The following is a 14,995-nucleotide window of genomic DNA, read 5'->3' on the forward strand; positions in this document are numbered from 1 at the left end:
ACATTTTTTTACTGCTATTAAGATTTTTCTCGCATCAGATTCAGAACAATAAGCCCCCTACTTATTTTCTTCCACTACGAAACCGACTTGTTTCTATAAGTACCCTATAAAGAAATATTTATTCGCTTTTGATTTAAAACAAAATAGGTGTTATCAATAAACTCATCATTAATTACTAGTGTAAATAAAAAATCCTCAGGGCATTTGTATTTTTAAAGTACTTATCTCTAAAAATATATTTCCCTGAGGATTTAACTTTTTATTCTCCTATTGCAAATGTAAGCTCTGCTATTACAGCAACTTTTCCATCTACTTTAGCTGTTGCCTTTCCAATTCCTACACTTCCTCTAGATTGAATTATCTCTGTTTCTAGTATAAGTGTGTCTCCTGGAACTACTTTTCTCTTGAATTTAGCTTTCTTTATTCCACCAAAATATGCAATCTTGCCTTTGTGCTCATCTAAACTAAGCATAGCTACTGCACCAACCTGTGCTAGTGCTTCTATCATGAGTACACCTGGCATTACTGGTTCTTCTGGGAAATGACCTTGAAAAAAGTATTCGTTTATAGTTACATTTTTTTTACCAACAGCTCTAACGCCTGGCTCTAATTCTTCGATAGTATCTATCAATAAAAATGGATATCTATGTGGTATTATCTCTTGTATTTCCTTTGTGTTTAAAAGTGCCATATTATGCCTCCCACTTTTTGAGAATGATAGTTGCATTGTGTCCACCAAATCCAAGTGAGTTTGAAAGTGCATATTTTACTTCCATTTCTCTTCCTTCATTTGGTACATAATCTAAATCACACTCTGGGTCTGGAGTTTTGTATCCGATTGTTCCCGGTACAAAATTTTCTTGCAATGCTTTGATGCATGCTATAGCTTCTATTGCTCCTGCTGCTCCTAATAAATGTCCTGTCATAGACTTTGTTGAGCTTATAGCTACCTTAGTATCTTCTCCAAATACTGTTTTTATAGCTGCTGTTTCTAGTTTGTCATTATAAGGTGTACTAGTTCCATGAGCATTGATGTAATCAATAGATTCTGCTCCTATGTTTGCATCTGCTAATGCTTCTTTCATAGCTCTAGCTCCACCTTCTCCTCCTGGTGCTGGTGCTGTAATATGATGCGCATCGCAAGTTGCCCCATAACCAACTAGTTCTGCATAAATCTTTGCACCTCTTTTTTGTGCGTGTTCTAGTTCTTCTAGGATAAGCGTTCCTGCGCCCTCTCCCATAACGAACCCACTTCTATTCAAATCAAAAGGTGTCGAAGCTTCTGAAGGATGGTCAGCTTGACTCAAAGCTGACATAGATGAAAATCCTGCGATTGACAATGGGGTAATAGAAGCTTCTGCACCTCCCGATACCATGATATCTGCCCTTCCAGTCTGAATGATCTTGAAGGCCTCCCCTATAGCATTAGTCGATGTAGCACAAGCTGTTACTATACTCGTGCACACTCCTTTTGCTCCTACTTTTATGGCAATATTTCCTGCCGCCATATTTACTATACCCATCGGGATAAAAAATGGGCTAACTCTACTTGGTCCTCTTTCATGAAGACGAATAGCTTGTGATTCTATAGTGTCTATACCACCGATACCACTTCCAAATAGTACTCCTACTCTCTCTGGATTTATCTTTTCCATGTCGAGATCTGCATCTTTTGCAGCTTCCATAACGCTTACAAGTGCGTATTGTGATACTGGGTCTAGACGTTTTATTTCTTTTCTATCTAAAAAATCTTTTGGATTGAAATCTTTTAATTCTGCTGCGATTTTCGCATCATGATCTTTTGTATCGAAACGCTTTATGAAATCTATTCCTAAGTTTCCTTTTTTTAAACTTTCCCAATAAGTTTCTGTATCATTTCCAACAGGTGTAAGTGCACCCATTCCAGTAATTACTACTCTTTTCATAGTATATTTCCTCCTTACATCGTCATACCGCCATCAACAGTAAGTGTCTGTCCTGTAACATACGCTCCTGCCTCTGACGCTAAGAACAATACCGCTCCTGCAATTTCATTTACCGAACCCATTCTCTTAAGCGGAATTTGCGACAATATCTGTTTTTTCACATCTTCACTAAGTACACCTGTCATCTCTGTCTCTATAAATCCTGGCGCTATCGCATTTACAGTAACTCCTTTTTTAGCAAGTTCTCTAGCTGCTGTTTTTGTCATTCCTATCACACCAGATTTAGATGCTGCGTAATTTATCTGACCTATATTTCCCGCAAGTCCCGATACTGAAGATAGATTAATTATTCTTCCTGATTTTTGCTTCGACATAATCTTAGCTACATGTCTTATGCAGTTAAATGTTCCCTTAAGATTAACCGCTATAACGTTGTCAAATTCCTCTTCTGTCATTCTCATCATCAAATTATCCTGAGTAATTCCAGCATTATTTACTAATATATCAACACTTCCAAACTGCTCTTTTGTCTGTTTTATAAGGTTTTCTGCTTGCTCAAACTTACTTATATCAGCTTGAACTAGTAATGTCTCTACACCTAGAGCTTTGATTTCTTCAAGTGTATTTTCAGCTTCCTCACTTCTGCTTCTATAATTGATAACTATATTAGCTCCTTGCTTTGCTAATGTCATTGCTATAGCTTTCCCAATACCCCTGCTTCCACCTGTTACTATCGCTGTCTTTCCCTTTAACATACTTCTACCTCCAATTTGTTTAGCGTCTTTTCTAATGTCTTTAAGTTTTCAACATTGTAAATGTTTAGTTTTCTATTTATCTTTTTGATAAATCCACTTAAAACCTTTCCTGGTCCTATTTCAATGAATGTATCAACGCCATCTTCTATCATTTTGTTTACTGAAGCTTCCCAAAGTACAGATGATTTAACCTGATCTATAAGTAATGTTTTAACTGACTCTTTTGAATCTATATAATCAGCTGTTACATTGCTTATAACTGGCTCTGCTCCATCATTTAACTCTACGCTTTCTAACGCTTCACTTAATCTGTCCGCCGCTGGTTTTAGCATAGATGTATGAAATGGTGCACTAACTTTTAGCTGTACTGCCATCTTTGCGCCAGCTTCTTCAGCAAGTTTTATAGATGATTTAACCGCATCTACCTCGCCTCCAACTACTATTTGCCCAGGGCAATTGTAGTTAGCACCTTCTATGATTCCATGTACTGAAGCTTTTTTTATGATTTCAGCTACACTCTCTTCTTCAAGTCCTATTATAGCTGCCATAGTACCTTTTCCTTCTGGTACAGCTTCTTGCATGTATCTACCTCGTTTTTTCACTAATCTAACTGCATCTTCAAATTCTAAAGTCCCAGCCGCTACGTGTGCTGTGTACTCTCCCAAACTAAGTCCAGCATAGACATCTGCCTTTAGTCCTTTTTCCTTTAGTATCTCAAGTATAGCTATACTAGTTGTGAGTATCGCTGGCTGAGTATTCTCCGTTCTATTTAAATCCTCTTCTGGACCATTGAAACAAAGTCCTTGAACATCTAATTCTAGTGCTTTATCAGCTTTTTCAAATATATTTTTAGCTACTTCATATTGCTCTGCTAACTCTTTTCCCATACCTACATATTGAGCACCCTGTCCTGAAAAAACAAATGCTATCTTTCCCATAGTTTCACCTCATTATCTATTAAATATAATAGTTTTTATTCTATCGTAATCTTCCATCAAATCTAATATTATCTCTTTTGCGCTTTGAGCTTTCTTTACCATACCGGCACTCTGCCCCGCCATTATGGAACCCATAGCTACATCGCCCTCTTTAGCCGCTTTGTAAAGTGCGCCTCTTCCAAGCTCTTCATAAGCTTCTAAATCCGTTGGATTCTTGTCTAACTTCTTGTATTGTCTTGCCAATTTATTTTTAAGAACTCTAACAGGGTGTCCTGTTGGTCTACCTGTAACTAGAGTATCTATATCTTTCGCCTTTAGTATTTTTTCCTTATAGTTCTCATGAACAGTACATTCTTCCGCTACTAAAAAACGTGTTCCAAGCTGAACACCACAGGCTCCAAGTGCTTCTACAGCAAGCATTCCTCTACCATCAGCTATTCCTCCTGCTGCTATTACAGGAATCTCAACTGCATCTGCTACTTGCGGTATAAGTGTCATTGTATTTAATTCACCTATGTGCCCTCCAGCTTCACCGCCTTCGGCTATAATTGCTGTTGCTCCAATTCTCTCCATTCGCTTTGCAAGTGCTACTGACGGAACGACTGGAATCACTTTTATCCCTGCTTCTAACCAGGCATCTATGTAAGCACTTGGATCTCCCGCACCTGTTACGACTATATTCACACCCTCTTCTATAACTACCTGTGCCACATCTTTTATAAATGGACTAAGAAGCATGATATTTACGCCAAATGGTCGGTCTGTCAAGTTTTTCGCTTTTTTTATTTCTTCCCTCACCCAATCGCTAGGGGCATTTCCTGCTGCTATGATTCCAAGTCCACCTGCATTTGATACTGCTGCTGCTAGTGATGCATCAGAAATCCAAGCCATTCCTCCTTGAAAAATTGGGTAGTCTATATTAAGTAAGTCTGTTATTTTTGATTTCATCGTTTCCCTCCATCATCAAAGCGTTATAGTTCTCGCTATTTCTTTGAAGTGTTTCTTTGACTTGTTATTTAAAAGGTCCTAATTCCTAAAATTAGGACCTTTTATTTAATTTTCTATTGGTTTTTTTCGATATAGTCAACTATATCTTTAACTGTTTTGATATTTGGTAGATCTTCATTAGCTACCTTTACATCAAACTCATCTTCCAATGCCATAACTACTTGAGCCATGTCCAATGAATCTGCATCTAAATCATCAACGATGCTAGCCTCTAGTGTTACTTCTTCTTCCTCTACACCTAATTCGTCTACTAAAATCTCTTTTACTTTTTCTAACATAATATGTTTCCTCCTTTGAATTTTCAAAATTATAATTTCTGCTATTTAAAATATCTAGTATTCTATATATATTACTCCCCAAGTAAGTCCACCGCCAAATCCCATAAGTACAATGTCTTGACCATGTTCTAACTTTCCAGAGTGCATAAGCTCATCTAGTGCAAGTCCAATACTCGCAGATGAGGTGTTTCCTACATTTTTTAAGTTTAAATAAAATTTGTCTGATGAAAATTTCATCTTCGTCGCTACTAAGTCTATTATTCTAGAATTAGCCTGATGAGGTACTATATAGCTCACATCATCAAGTGTCTTACCTGCACGGCTTACGACTTCCTTAAGTCCTTTTCTCATTATTCTAACTGCAAATTTAAATATTTCTTGTCCATCCATAGTCAGATAATGCTTTTTTTCTTCTTCTTTGTTTAGGAAATTGTCAACTGGTCTAGCTGTAAGAGCTAAATAATTCTCGACATCCCCATCACTTCCTGTATATATTGCCTTTATCCCTCTATCATTCTTAGATGGTCCGAGTATTACAGCTCCAGCTCCATCCCCAAATAATACACAGGTATTTCTATCTTGCCAGTTTACAGCCTTACTCATAACCTCAGATCCGACAACAAGTATGTGCTTGTGTCTTCCCGATTCTATGAATTGTGTACCAACATCTATTCCAAATACCAGTCCACTACAAGCAGCACTAAGATCAAATGCAGTTGCATTTTTTGCCCCTAGTCTTTTTTGAAGCAAACATGCAGTCGATGGCATGAAATGATCTGGCGTAATAGTTGCAACTATTATGAGGTCCAATTCTTCTGGAGAAAGTTTTGAACTCTCAAGTGCTTTTATAGCTGCCTCATATGCTAAATCTGATGTATTTTCGCCAGTTGATACATGACGCGTTTCTATACCTGTACGGCTTTGAATCCATTCGTCATTTGTTTCGACAATTTTCTCTAAATCGAAATTGGTCACAATACGCTCTGGTCTATAACTGCCTGTGCCTAATATCGTCGCCTTAGTCATATTATGCCTCCTCTTCCATGAATACACCCATGCGTCTGAATTGATTATATCGTTCATTAAGCAATTCATCTTCATTTTTGGTCAATAATTCATCTAGTGATTCTTTGATACTTGTCTTTATATTTAGAGCAGTTTCACTGAAGTCCTTATGTGCTCCTCCTAGTGGCTCTGCTATAACATCTGATATTATGTGAAATTTTTTCAAGTCTCTTGCTGTAATCTTCATAAGCCCAGCTGCTTTGCTTGCCTGTGTACTGTCTTTCCAAAGTATACTTGCAAATCCCTCTGGTGATAAAACAGAGTAGATAGCATTTTCTAGCATGAATATCCTATCTCCAACTCCAAGTGCCAAAGCTCCACCACTACCGCCTTCACCTATTACTATGGCTATTATAGGTACTTTTATTCCTGCCATCTCCATCAGGTTTTTGGCTATAGCTTCGCCCTGACCTCTCTCTTCTGCACCAAGTCCACAATATGCACCGGGGGTATCTATGAAGCAGATTATAGGTCTTTTGAATTTTTCAGCTTGTTTCATAAGTCTAAGTGCTTTTCTGTATCCTTCTGGATGCATCATGCCAAAATTTCTAGATATATTTTCTTTTGTGTCTCTTCCTTTTTGCTGACCTATTACTGTGACAGGCATACCTTTAAATTTAGCAATTCCACCAACTACAGCAGAATCATCTCCAAAAAGTCTATCTCCATGAAGTTCTAAAAAATCATCAAATATGGCTTCTATATAATCCATAGTCGTAGGTCTTTGGGAATGTCTAGCAAGTTGAACTCTTTCCCATGCTGTCAAATTTTCATATATCTCTTTTTTCATTTTGGTCAACTTATAATTTAGCTCTGCAATCTCTTTAGATAAATTTACATCGTGATCTATAGAAAATTGAGCTAATTCATCTATTTTTGTTTCGAGGGCCAATATCATCTCTTCTTTTGAAGTTGTCATTTTTAGCACCCTCCTTTGTGTAAATCAAGTACTCTTGCAAGAGTATTCTTCATATCTGATCTGTGTACTATTCTATCTACAAAACCATGTTCTAGTAAGAATTCTGCTCTTTGGAATCCCTCTGGAAGTTTTTGTCTTATTGTTTGTTCTATAACTCTAGGTCCTGCAAATGCAATCAGAGCTTTTGGCTCTGCAAGTATTATATCTCCAAGCATCGCAAAACTTGCTGTAACTCCTCCAGTTGTTGGATCTGTAAGAACAGTAATTGTTAATAACCCTGCTTCGCTATGTCTCTTTATCGCAGCACTTGTCTTTGCCATTTGCATCAGGGAGAAAATCCCTTCTTGCATTCTCGCTCCTCCAGATGCTGTAAATATTATAACTGGAAGTTTCTTTTCTGTAGCAGTCTCTATGGTTCTAGTAAGTTTCTCTCCAACTACCGATCCCATACTTCCCATCATAAATTTGCTGTCCATTATTGCAATCATCGATTTGTTGCTACCAATACTTATTTCTCCACAAACTACTGCTTCATCTGAATCAGCCTTCTGTGCATTTTTCTCTATTTTAGTCTCATAATCTGGATAGTCTAATGGATTCAAACTTTTGATGTTTGAAAAATACTCTACAAAATCACCTTCACTACAAAGTTGATTTATTCTCTCTCTCGGTCCTATTCTCATATGCTTTTGACATTTAGGGCATACATGAGAGTTCTTTTTCAAATCCTCTATATAAACTACATCATCACAATCCGGACATTTAAGCCACGTTCCATCTGGTATAGCCGGTTGTTTGTTTACTTTAGCCTCTTCTGGCTTTGGTATAGTTACTTTAGCGTATTTTTTCTTTTTAAATATACTCATAATATCCGCCTAACCTTTCTGCATAGATGCTATCAAGCTAGTATCAAAGTTTCCCGATACAAATCTATGATCTGTAAGCAATTCTTTTTGAAATTCTATATTAGTTTCTATTCCCTGAACTATAAATTCATCTAATGCCCTCAACATTCTTGCTCTAGCTTCTTCTCTCGTGTCTGCATGAACTATGAGCTTTGCAAGCATTGAATCGTAAAGTGCTGGCACCTTGTATCCCTGATATATAGCACTATCTATTCTCACACCCAATCCTCCTGGAAGGTGAAGCCCTTCTATAAGTCCCGGACATGGTCTAAAATCTAGTGTAGGGTCTTCTGCATTTATTCTGCACTCTATAGCATGCCCTCTTTGCTCTATGTCATCTTGCTTTATATCAAGTACCTCTCCTGATGCTATTTTTAATTGTTGCTGTATCAAATCTATACCTGTTACCATCTCTGTTACAGGATGCTCTACTTGAATTCTAGTGTTCATCTCTATGAAGTAAAAATTCAAATATTTATCTACCAAAAATTCTATAGTTCCTGCATTTCTATACGAAACAGCCTTAGCTGCTTTGACTGCCGCATCTCCCATTGCCTTTCTAGTATCATCATCTATCAAACTAGATGGAGATTCTTCCAATACTTTTTGGTGTCTTCTTTGGGCAGAGCAATCTCTTTCGCCTAAATGAATCACATTACCATGATGATCTGCCAATATTTGAATCTCTATATGTCTTGGATTTTCTACGAATTTTTCTAAGTACACAGTATCATCACCAAATGCTACTCTAGCTTCTCCTCTAGCAGCATTAAATGCTTTCAAGAAATCATCTTCACCATGAGCAATTCTCATTCCTCTTCCGCCGCCACCAGCAGATGCCTTTATCATAACTGGGTACCCTATTTCCTCAGCTAGTCTAAGTGCTTCATTTTCATCTGCAACTGCCCCATCTGATCCTGGAACTACCGGCACATCATTTGCCATCATTATCTCTCTAGCTTTGGATTTATTTCCCATTTGATCTATCATTTCCCCTGTAGGACCAATAAATTGTATCTGACATGCCTCACACATCTCTGCAAATCGAGCATTTTCAGACAAAAATCCAAAGCCTGGGTGAATCGCCTCTGCTCCAGTAAGTACCGTAGCACTTATGATATTTTGCATATTCAAATAGCTATCAGCTACTTTTCCTGGTCCTATGCAAACAGCTTCATCTGCTAATTGTACATGCAATGCTTCTGAATCTGCTTCTGAGTAAACTGCAACAGTTTGAATACCAAGTTCTATACATGCTCTTATTATTCGAACTGCAATTTCACCTCTGTTCGCTATCAATACTTTGTTAAACATAAGCTTTCTCCTTATCTGATCTTGAATAAAGGCTGGCCAAATTCTACCATCTCTTCATTTTCTACATAAATCTCTACAATCTCACCATCATACTCTGCTTCTATTTCATTCATTAATTTCATAGCTTCTACTATACATAGTACATCGCCTTTTTTGACCATTTGACCAATTTTAGCAAACGGCTCTGAATCTGGATTTGCCGCAGAATAAAAAGTTCCAACTATTGGCGATTCAACTATATTCCCAGGTATCTCTTCAATTACTTGAGCTACCGCCTCTTCCTTTACAATGTTCTCTGCAATTCTTTCTGGCTCTACCTGTACTATTCTCTCAGCTGTTACCTGAGGTGATACAGTCTGAACTGCTATATTTTGACATTCTTTTTTTAGAGTTAATTCAAAATCTCTATCTTTTAAATCTAGCTCTGTCAATCCGCCTTCTTTAAATGCTTGAATAAGAGCTTTAAGTTCATCTACTTTATACATAGGTCACGTTCCTTTCTACCATGCTTTATTTAAATCTGATTTTAGCTCATCTATAAGTTCTTGAACCTTCATCATTTTAGTTACTCTACCAACCTGGCTTCCTGCAAATATAAGACCTGTTTCAAGTCTTCCTTCAACTGCATCTATAAGTGCATCCGTTATGCAATAAGGTGTTTTATTTGCCACACATTCTTTAAGACATCTATAGCAATGCTTTACCTTAACTGGGCCTGCTTCTATAGCTTTTACAAATTCATTTCTAATAGCTCTTCCAGGAAGACCTACTGGACTTTTTACTATAGCTACATCCTCTGCTTTAGCATTTATATATGCCTGCTTGAATTCATCACTAGCATCACATTCTTCTGTCGCTACAAATCTAGTTGCCATTTGAACTCCATCTGCACCTTTTTTCAAGAAGCGAGCTATATCTTCTCCTGTAAAAATTCCACCTGCAACTATAATTGGAATCTTCTGACCTTGCTTCTCTTCAAATGGTGCTATGATTTCTTTGACTTTAACTAACGCCTGCTCCAAAAGACCTGATTTCTTTTCATCATCTAAAAGCGTTTCTTTGTCAAATCCCAAATGACCACCAGCTTCCGGTCCCTCTATTATGAATGCATCTGGAAAATAGTTATAATCTCTAAGCCACTTTCGAACGATTACTTTTGCTGCTTTCGCCGATGATACTATTGGTACTATCGATGTCTTTGATCCCTTTACATATTTAGGCAAATCAAAAGGCAAGCCTGCACCACTTATGATGACGTCAGCTCCATCTTTTACAGCTTGCTTCACCATATCTCCGTAGTTGTTCATCGCCGTCAAAAAGTTCACGCCGATTATTCCCTCTGGACTGATTGTTCTTGCCTTTTTTATTTCCTTTGATAATGCTCTTTGATTAGCAGTATCTGGATTTTTTCTAAAATCATCTTCTCTATATCCTACCTGTGCTCCTGATATGATTCCAACACCGCCAGCATTTGCAACCGCTCCTGCTAATGATGAAAGTGATATTCCTATCCCCATACCACCTTGAATAATTGGTACTTCAGTCTGTTTTTTTCCAAAATTTAAAGATGGTATCGCCATCTCAATCGCCCCTTATATTTCAATTTGACAAATCTAATTTCTTTTGTCTAGCATATAATTTGTCTAACTTAAATTGCGTCTCTCAAATGTTTTGATGGTCAAAGTATAATACAGATTACTTTGATTGTCAAATATTTTGATGATTTTTTTATATTTTTTTAGCTTTTATGGTACTAAAAAACCGATGACAAGCGCCATCGGTACATTTGTATAAAAAATATGAAATTATCGTAAAATAACCATTTCACTACTTATTTTTTGCTCTATCTTTGTTTATTTTTCTAGTTGCTCTGAGCCCAAGTTCCTCACCTTTTAGTATCCTGTCTATATTTCCTCTATGCTTATATATAACCAATGCTAAAAATACAGATGCTATTGTTATAGGACCAAATCCATATCCCCAAAATATAAAGTATATGAGTACTATACTAAACATAGCTATAGTTCCAAGTGCTATATAGTCTGTAATCAATGTAATTAGTATCAATGTGACAGCCATAATTATTGCCACTTTCCAATTTACTCCTAACATCATTCCAAATATAGAAGATGCACCCTTACCTCCTCTAAATTTTAGTATCACTGGATATAAATGACCTATAACTGCACTAAATCCTGCTATAACTTGAAGATCCCTCATATCCGGCATAATGCTCTGAACTATCCATACAGCAATTGCCGCTTTTAATATGTCTACAGCCCAAGTTATAACTCCATATGGCCATCCCATTACAACAACTGCATTTGATGCTCCTACATTCTTTGTTCCCTCTTCTCTGATATCTATCCCCTTTAATCGTCCCAATATATATGCTGTCATTATATTGCCGAGGGCATAACCTATCGTTATTGCAATAATCAAATTCATAATTTATCTCCTTATCTGCACATAATTTTTGATTTTTTCTTCTATATTATACCCTAATTTATGGGTTTTTCACAAATTGAAGTTAGAGTATTTACTTTTACTGTAAATCACGTTATAATATTGGTGTCAGCGGGGTGTGGCGCAGTTCGGTAGCGCACAAGTCTGGGGGACTTGGGGTCGCAGGTTCAAATCCTGTCACTCCGACCACATGGACATTTTCTATTTTTAGAAAATGTCTTTTTTTGTTTCTTAATTTATCCATGGTCATTCTTTTTTTTAATAAATTCGATTTTTTTATTGAATTTATTTTATTTATATGCTATTATTAAACCCGCGACAAATTTAACACAGTTATATTATCAGAAAGGATGATTTTATCATGGAAAAAGAATTCAAAAAAATATTAGGTTTCTCCTCCCTACTTGCAGCTGCTGTTGGAATAGTTGTATCACAGGGCACACTTGTATCTGTTATGCAAGGTATAGCTCTCGGACAAACAGATTTCATCATAGCTCTTTCAATTGCAGCATTATTGTCTTTTTGCTACATATGTACTTTTTCAGAATTATCATTAATGATGCCCAAAGCCGGTGGTATCAATGCCTATTCTCAGGTTGCACTAGGACATTTCCCCTCAATTGTAGCAACTCTTTGCGGATATGTAGTTGTAAGTGTTTTAGGTATTCCTGCTGAATTACAACTTCTTCAATCTGGAATATTTGAAGTATTTCATGTAAACATTCCTCATCTAGGCTTAGTTTTATTGATTATAGTAACTGCTATGAATATATTTGGAATAGATTTTTTCTCAAAATTTCAAAATGTATTTTCTTTTTCAATGATTGCAGTTTTGGCTCTGATAGGCATTCAATATTTTACGGGAACTAGTCCTGAAAGTAATGACTTGAACTCACTGTCTATGAGTTCTATAAGTATTTCAAATGCTTTTTCTTTAGTAAGTCTTGCACTTTGGGCATTTCTTGGTGCAGAATTTATTTGTTCTCTCTCGGAGGAATCTATAAACCCTCAAAAACACATACCACGTGCTATGACCATAGGGATGATAATAATTTTTGTACTCTACACGTTGTTTGGGCTCACAGCTATAAAATTTCTCCCCCAAGATATTATATTATCTTCCCAAATGCCTCATTTCAAATTAATAAATGAAATTTTAGGCTCGTTTGGATCTAGTATAATGCTTATAGTTTGTATTTCGGCTAGCAGTAGCACAATAAATTCAATAATGTCCTCAATACCTAGGATGATGTACGGCATGTCTAAATCTGGTCAATTGCCTAGCTTTATAGGCTATATTCACCCCAAATTTAAAACACCAGTATTTGCTATACTTAGCTTATTTTTATTAGCTCTTATTCCTATGATAGGAATGACTTCTTCAATAGAGCAAGTCATCACTCTACTCATTGCAGCTAGTACTAGCTGGCTTGCAACATATGTAATCGCACATTTTAGTTTAATAAAATTGCGTAAGGATTATCCACATCATACCAGACCTTATAAATCACCATTGTTTCCCATGCCACAATTATTCGGTTCATTAGGAATGATATATGTATTTTTTAATTGTGCGCCTACACCAGAACTAGCTCCAACTATATACAAGTACGCAGGTATTTGTATATCCATTGTGGCAATATACGCCATAATATGGATAAAGTTCGTGATGAAAACATCTCTTTTTACTCCAGTACAAATGTCAAAAATTTTAGATGAGGTGGCTTAAATGATAATATATAAAGATTTGAATCAATCACATATACACTACGCTGCTAAATTTTTGTGCGAGTCATTTCTCACCGAAGAGCCTCTTACTAATTCACTAAATATAGCTCCTTCAAGATTTTACAATCTATGCAGCCGATTACTTGAAAATCTACAAGAACAAGGTTTATCAAAAATAGCAGTGCATGAAGAAAAAATAATAGGATTGATTCTAATACGAGATGAAAATCAAGCTCCTGTTTCAATAAATTTGGTAAACAGTGAAACACCAGAACTTCTAACTATTTTTGATTTTGAAGAAAAGCTTTATAAAATTGGATGTTTTAATATGAAAGAAAAATCTGCTCATATAGAAATGATTGCGATTTCTAAGTCTTATCACCGAAATGGTATAGGTCGCAATTTAGTTTCGCATTCTATATCAAAATTAATAGATAGTGGATATGAGCAAATTATGGTATTTTGTACAAATCCAAAATCTCAAAAATTATTCAAATCTAAATTTGATTTTCAATCTGTATCCCAAATAGATGTAACTACTTACGAATACGATAATAAAACTCCATTTAAAGGTGTCTTAGATTATCAATACGGAGAGTTAGTCACAAAGCTACTCTAATAATACAAAAAGGTTTCTGCTCTAAAATTTAGATCAGAAACCTTTTTCATTTTACTCTAGACTTTAATTAATCACACGCACAAGTCATCGAAATTTCAACTAATATCTCTGGACGAGCCATAGTAGCTTGTACGCAAGCTCTAGCCGGTGCATGACCTTCTAAAACCCATGCATCCCACACTTCGTTCATTCCTGCAAACATTTCCATATCCTTGATATAAATAGTTGTGCTCAATATCTTTGTTTTATCAGAACCTGCTTTTTCAAGCAATTCTTCTATTTTCTCTAGAGTAGTTCTTGTTTGCTCTTTGATATCTGCATCGTAGTCTTTTGCAACTTGACCACAAAAATAAGCTACTCCGCCGTGTTTTACTATTCTACTCATTCTAGCTGTTGTTTCTTGTCTTTCTATCATCAATGTGATTCCTCCTCTAGTATCTCTCTAAATCGTTTTATTGAGTATTTATAAAAATTCTTCTTCTGATAGTATATCATAGCACCGTATACTATCAAAAACAAAATGACACCATAGATTAAGCTAAGCTCAGTAAATAAACTCAGAATATAACCAACTAACACCGCTCCTCCAGTCAATAACTCAAAGAGAAACATCATCCCAACACCTGAAAAATTGCCTTTTCTAAGTTCTTGTTCGTTCTCCCAGTATAAATTAGGCGCTGCTAAATCGACCTCTAATCCTCTAAAGCTAAGTGCTACTATGAGCAAAAAACTAGTAAGTACTACAAATATTGATAATATTACATTTAAACTTAAATAATATACCAATACACCATATACGAATATTATAGCTCCTAGCACCTCTAGGTTCACTATCATCTTCCCTTTTAATTGATTCTCTAAATCTATAGGCAAATACTTTTCAGCAAATAGACTTTTACCAGCTCTTGATATAGGAGTTGTCAACAATGGATTTCCTGCCATTGCAAATGTTATGACAGCCATAGATATGAGATATTGCCATCCAATACCGTTATCCTCTCTGAAAAAATTTCTTATCGAATCAATATTACCGTCAAATATAGAGTACATTATCAAAAATCCAGTCCATATAAAT

At 36.1% G+C, this 14,995-nt stretch carries 17 protein-coding genes and 1 tRNA gene; 3 read left to right on the forward strand and 15 right to left on the reverse strand.

Annotated features, from left to right (window positions below; all coding sequences use genetic code 11):
• Window positions 1–259: 259 nt before the first annotated feature.
• The 13 genes from fabZ to plsY all read right to left on the reverse strand — a co-directional run bounded on the left by fabZ (window position 260) and on the right by plsY (window position 11,555).
• Window positions 260–691 (reverse strand): 3-hydroxyacyl-ACP dehydratase FabZ, encoded by a 432-nt coding sequence (fabZ, locus tag N4A40_07345; protein ID MCT4661663.1) that lies wholly within the window; start codon window positions 689–691, stop codon window positions 260–262.
• Window position 692: 1 nt separating this feature from the next.
• Window positions 693–1,925, reverse strand: coding sequence for a beta-ketoacyl-ACP synthase II (fabF, locus tag N4A40_07350; protein MCT4661664.1), 1,233 nt, complete (start codon window positions 1,923–1,925; stop codon window positions 693–695).
• A gap of 14 nt (window positions 1,926–1,939) precedes the next feature.
• On the reverse strand, window positions 1,940–2,680 hold the full coding sequence (fabG, locus tag N4A40_07355) for a 3-oxoacyl-[acyl-carrier-protein] reductase (GenBank protein MCT4661665.1): 741 nt from the start codon (window positions 2,678–2,680) through the stop codon (window positions 1,940–1,942).
• Complete coding sequence (gene fabD, locus N4A40_07360; GenBank protein MCT4661666.1) at window positions 2,674–3,618, reverse strand: ACP S-malonyltransferase; 945 nt, start codon at window positions 3,616–3,618, stop codon at window positions 2,674–2,676. Before fabD ends, fabG begins: the two co-directional genes overlap by 7 nt.
• 12 nt (window positions 3,619–3,630) lie before the next feature.
• Window positions 3,631–4,566: an enoyl-[acyl-carrier-protein] reductase FabK gene (fabK, locus tag N4A40_07365; GenBank protein MCT4661667.1), complete on the reverse strand. Its 936-nt coding sequence runs from the start codon at window positions 4,564–4,566 to the stop codon at window positions 3,631–3,633.
• Between the two features lie 113 nt (window positions 4,567–4,679).
• Window positions 4,680–4,904, reverse strand: a complete 225-nt coding sequence (gene acpP / locus N4A40_07370) for an acyl carrier protein (protein MCT4661668.1) — start codon at window positions 4,902–4,904, stop codon at window positions 4,680–4,682.
• 54 nt (window positions 4,905–4,958) lie between these two features.
• Window positions 4,959–5,930, reverse strand: a complete 972-nt coding sequence (locus N4A40_07375; GenBank protein ID MCT4661669.1) for a ketoacyl-ACP synthase III — start codon at window positions 5,928–5,930, stop codon at window positions 4,959–4,961.
• 1 nt (window position 5,931) lies between these two features.
• Complete coding sequence (locus tag N4A40_07380) at window positions 5,932–6,888, reverse strand: acetyl-CoA carboxylase carboxyltransferase subunit alpha (GenBank protein ID MCT4661670.1); 957 nt, start codon at window positions 6,886–6,888, stop codon at window positions 5,932–5,934.
• Between the two features lie 2 nt (window positions 6,889–6,890).
• Window positions 6,891–7,754, reverse strand: a complete 864-nt coding sequence (gene accD, locus N4A40_07385) for an acetyl-CoA carboxylase, carboxyltransferase subunit beta (GenBank protein ID MCT4661671.1) — start codon at window positions 7,752–7,754, stop codon at window positions 6,891–6,893.
• Between the two features lie 9 nt (window positions 7,755–7,763).
• Window positions 7,764–9,107, reverse strand: coding sequence for an acetyl-CoA carboxylase biotin carboxylase subunit (locus N4A40_07390; protein ID MCT4661672.1), 1,344 nt, complete (start codon window positions 9,105–9,107; stop codon window positions 7,764–7,766).
• Window positions 9,108–9,118: 11 nt separating this feature from the next.
• Window positions 9,119–9,592: an acetyl-CoA carboxylase biotin carboxyl carrier protein gene (gene accB / locus N4A40_07395; GenBank protein ID MCT4661673.1), complete on the reverse strand. Its 474-nt coding sequence runs from the start codon at window positions 9,590–9,592 to the stop codon at window positions 9,119–9,121.
• A 15-nt stretch (window positions 9,593–9,607) separates the two neighbouring features.
• Complete coding sequence (locus tag N4A40_07400; GenBank protein ID MCT4661674.1) at window positions 9,608–10,687, reverse strand: nitronate monooxygenase; 1,080 nt, start codon at window positions 10,685–10,687, stop codon at window positions 9,608–9,610.
• A 247-nt stretch (window positions 10,688–10,934) separates the two neighbouring features.
• Window positions 10,935–11,555, reverse strand: coding sequence for a glycerol-3-phosphate 1-O-acyltransferase PlsY (plsY, locus tag N4A40_07405; protein MCT4661675.1), 621 nt, complete (start codon window positions 11,553–11,555; stop codon window positions 10,935–10,937).
• Window positions 11,556–11,685: 130 nt separating this feature from the next.
• Between plsY and N4A40_07410 the strand changes: the two genes are divergently transcribed.
• The 3 genes from N4A40_07410 (at window position 11,686) to N4A40_07420 (ending at window position 13,920) form a co-directional block, all read left to right on the forward strand.
• A tRNA-Pro gene (locus tag N4A40_07410) sits at window positions 11,686–11,762 on the forward strand.
• 172 nt (window positions 11,763–11,934) lie between these two features.
• Window positions 11,935–13,302: an APC family permease gene (locus N4A40_07415; protein ID MCT4661676.1), complete on the forward strand. Its 1,368-nt coding sequence runs from the start codon at window positions 11,935–11,937 to the stop codon at window positions 13,300–13,302.
• Window positions 13,303–13,920 carry a GNAT family N-acetyltransferase gene (locus N4A40_07420; protein MCT4661677.1) on the forward strand — a complete coding sequence of 206 codons (618 nt, stop codon included), beginning with the start codon at window positions 13,303–13,305 and terminating at the stop codon, window positions 13,918–13,920.
• 67 nt (window positions 13,921–13,987) lie between these two features.
• Here N4A40_07420 and N4A40_07425 read toward each other — a convergent pair whose 3' ends face one another.
• Together N4A40_07425 and N4A40_07430 are read right to left on the reverse strand one after the other, a co-directional pair.
• The gene (locus N4A40_07425; GenBank protein ID MCT4661678.1) at window positions 13,988–14,335 is read right to left on the reverse strand and encodes a RidA family protein; all 348 of its coding nucleotides are present in this window, start codon (window positions 14,333–14,335) and stop codon (window positions 13,988–13,990) included.
• Window positions 14,335–14,995 (reverse strand): hypothetical protein (locus N4A40_07430; protein MCT4661679.1); only part of this gene is annotated, 661 nt, incomplete at its 5' end. The genes N4A40_07430 and N4A40_07425, both read right to left, overlap by 1 nt.

Source organism: Tissierellales bacterium, from assembly GCA_025210965.1.
Taxonomy (GTDB): domain Bacteria; phylum Bacillota; class Clostridia; order Tissierellales; family JAOAQY01; genus JAOAQY01.

What these genes read in the sequence shown, in the direction of transcription:
- fabG (MCT4661665.1), bottom strand. Translation starts at nt 2,680, where the DNA reads ATGTTAAAGGGAAAGACAGCGATAGTAACAGGTGGAAGCAGGGGTATT.
- N4A40_07400 (MCT4661674.1), bottom strand. Translation starts at nt 10,687, where the DNA reads ATGGCGATACCATCTTTAAATTTTGGAAAAAAACAGACTGAAGTACCA.
- acpP (MCT4661668.1), bottom strand. Translation starts at nt 4,904, where the DNA reads ATGTTAGAAAAAGTAAAAGAGATTTTAGTAGACGAATTAGGTGTAGAG.
- N4A40_07415 (MCT4661676.1), top strand. Translation starts at nt 11,935, where the DNA reads ATGGAAAAAGAATTCAAAAAAATATTAGGTTTCTCCTCCCTACTTGCA.
- fabK (MCT4661667.1), bottom strand. Translation starts at nt 4,566, where the DNA reads ATGAAATCAAAAATAACAGACTTACTTAATATAGACTACCCAATTTTT.
- N4A40_07375 (MCT4661669.1), bottom strand. Translation starts at nt 5,930, where the DNA reads ATGACTAAGGCGACGATATTAGGCACAGGCAGTTATAGACCAGAGCGT.
- fabZ (MCT4661663.1), bottom strand. Translation starts at nt 691, where the DNA reads ATGGCACTTTTAAACACAAAGGAAATACAAGAGATAATACCACATAGA.
- accD (MCT4661671.1), bottom strand. Translation starts at nt 7,754, where the DNA reads ATGAGTATATTTAAAAAGAAAAAATACGCTAAAGTAACTATACCAAAG.
- N4A40_07420 (MCT4661677.1), top strand. Translation starts at nt 13,303, where the DNA reads ATGATAATATATAAAGATTTGAATCAATCACATATACACTACGCTGCT.
- N4A40_07425 (MCT4661678.1), bottom strand. Translation starts at nt 14,335, where the DNA reads ATGATAGAAAGACAAGAAACAACAGCTAGAATGAGTAGAATAGTAAAA.
- accB (MCT4661673.1), bottom strand. Translation starts at nt 9,592, where the DNA reads ATGTATAAAGTAGATGAACTTAAAGCTCTTATTCAAGCATTTAAAGAA.
- N4A40_07390 (MCT4661672.1), bottom strand. Translation starts at nt 9,107, where the DNA reads ATGTTTAACAAAGTATTGATAGCGAACAGAGGTGAAATTGCAGTTCGA.
- fabD (MCT4661666.1), bottom strand. Translation starts at nt 3,618, where the DNA reads ATGGGAAAGATAGCATTTGTTTTTTCAGGACAGGGTGCTCAATATGTA.
- N4A40_07380 (MCT4661670.1), bottom strand. Translation starts at nt 6,888, where the DNA reads ATGACAACTTCAAAAGAAGAGATGATATTGGCCCTCGAAACAAAAATA.
- fabF (MCT4661664.1), bottom strand. Translation starts at nt 1,925, where the DNA reads ATGAAAAGAGTAGTAATTACTGGAATGGGTGCACTTACACCTGTTGGA.
- plsY (MCT4661675.1), bottom strand. Translation starts at nt 11,555, where the DNA reads ATGAATTTGATTATTGCAATAACGATAGGTTATGCCCTCGGCAATATA.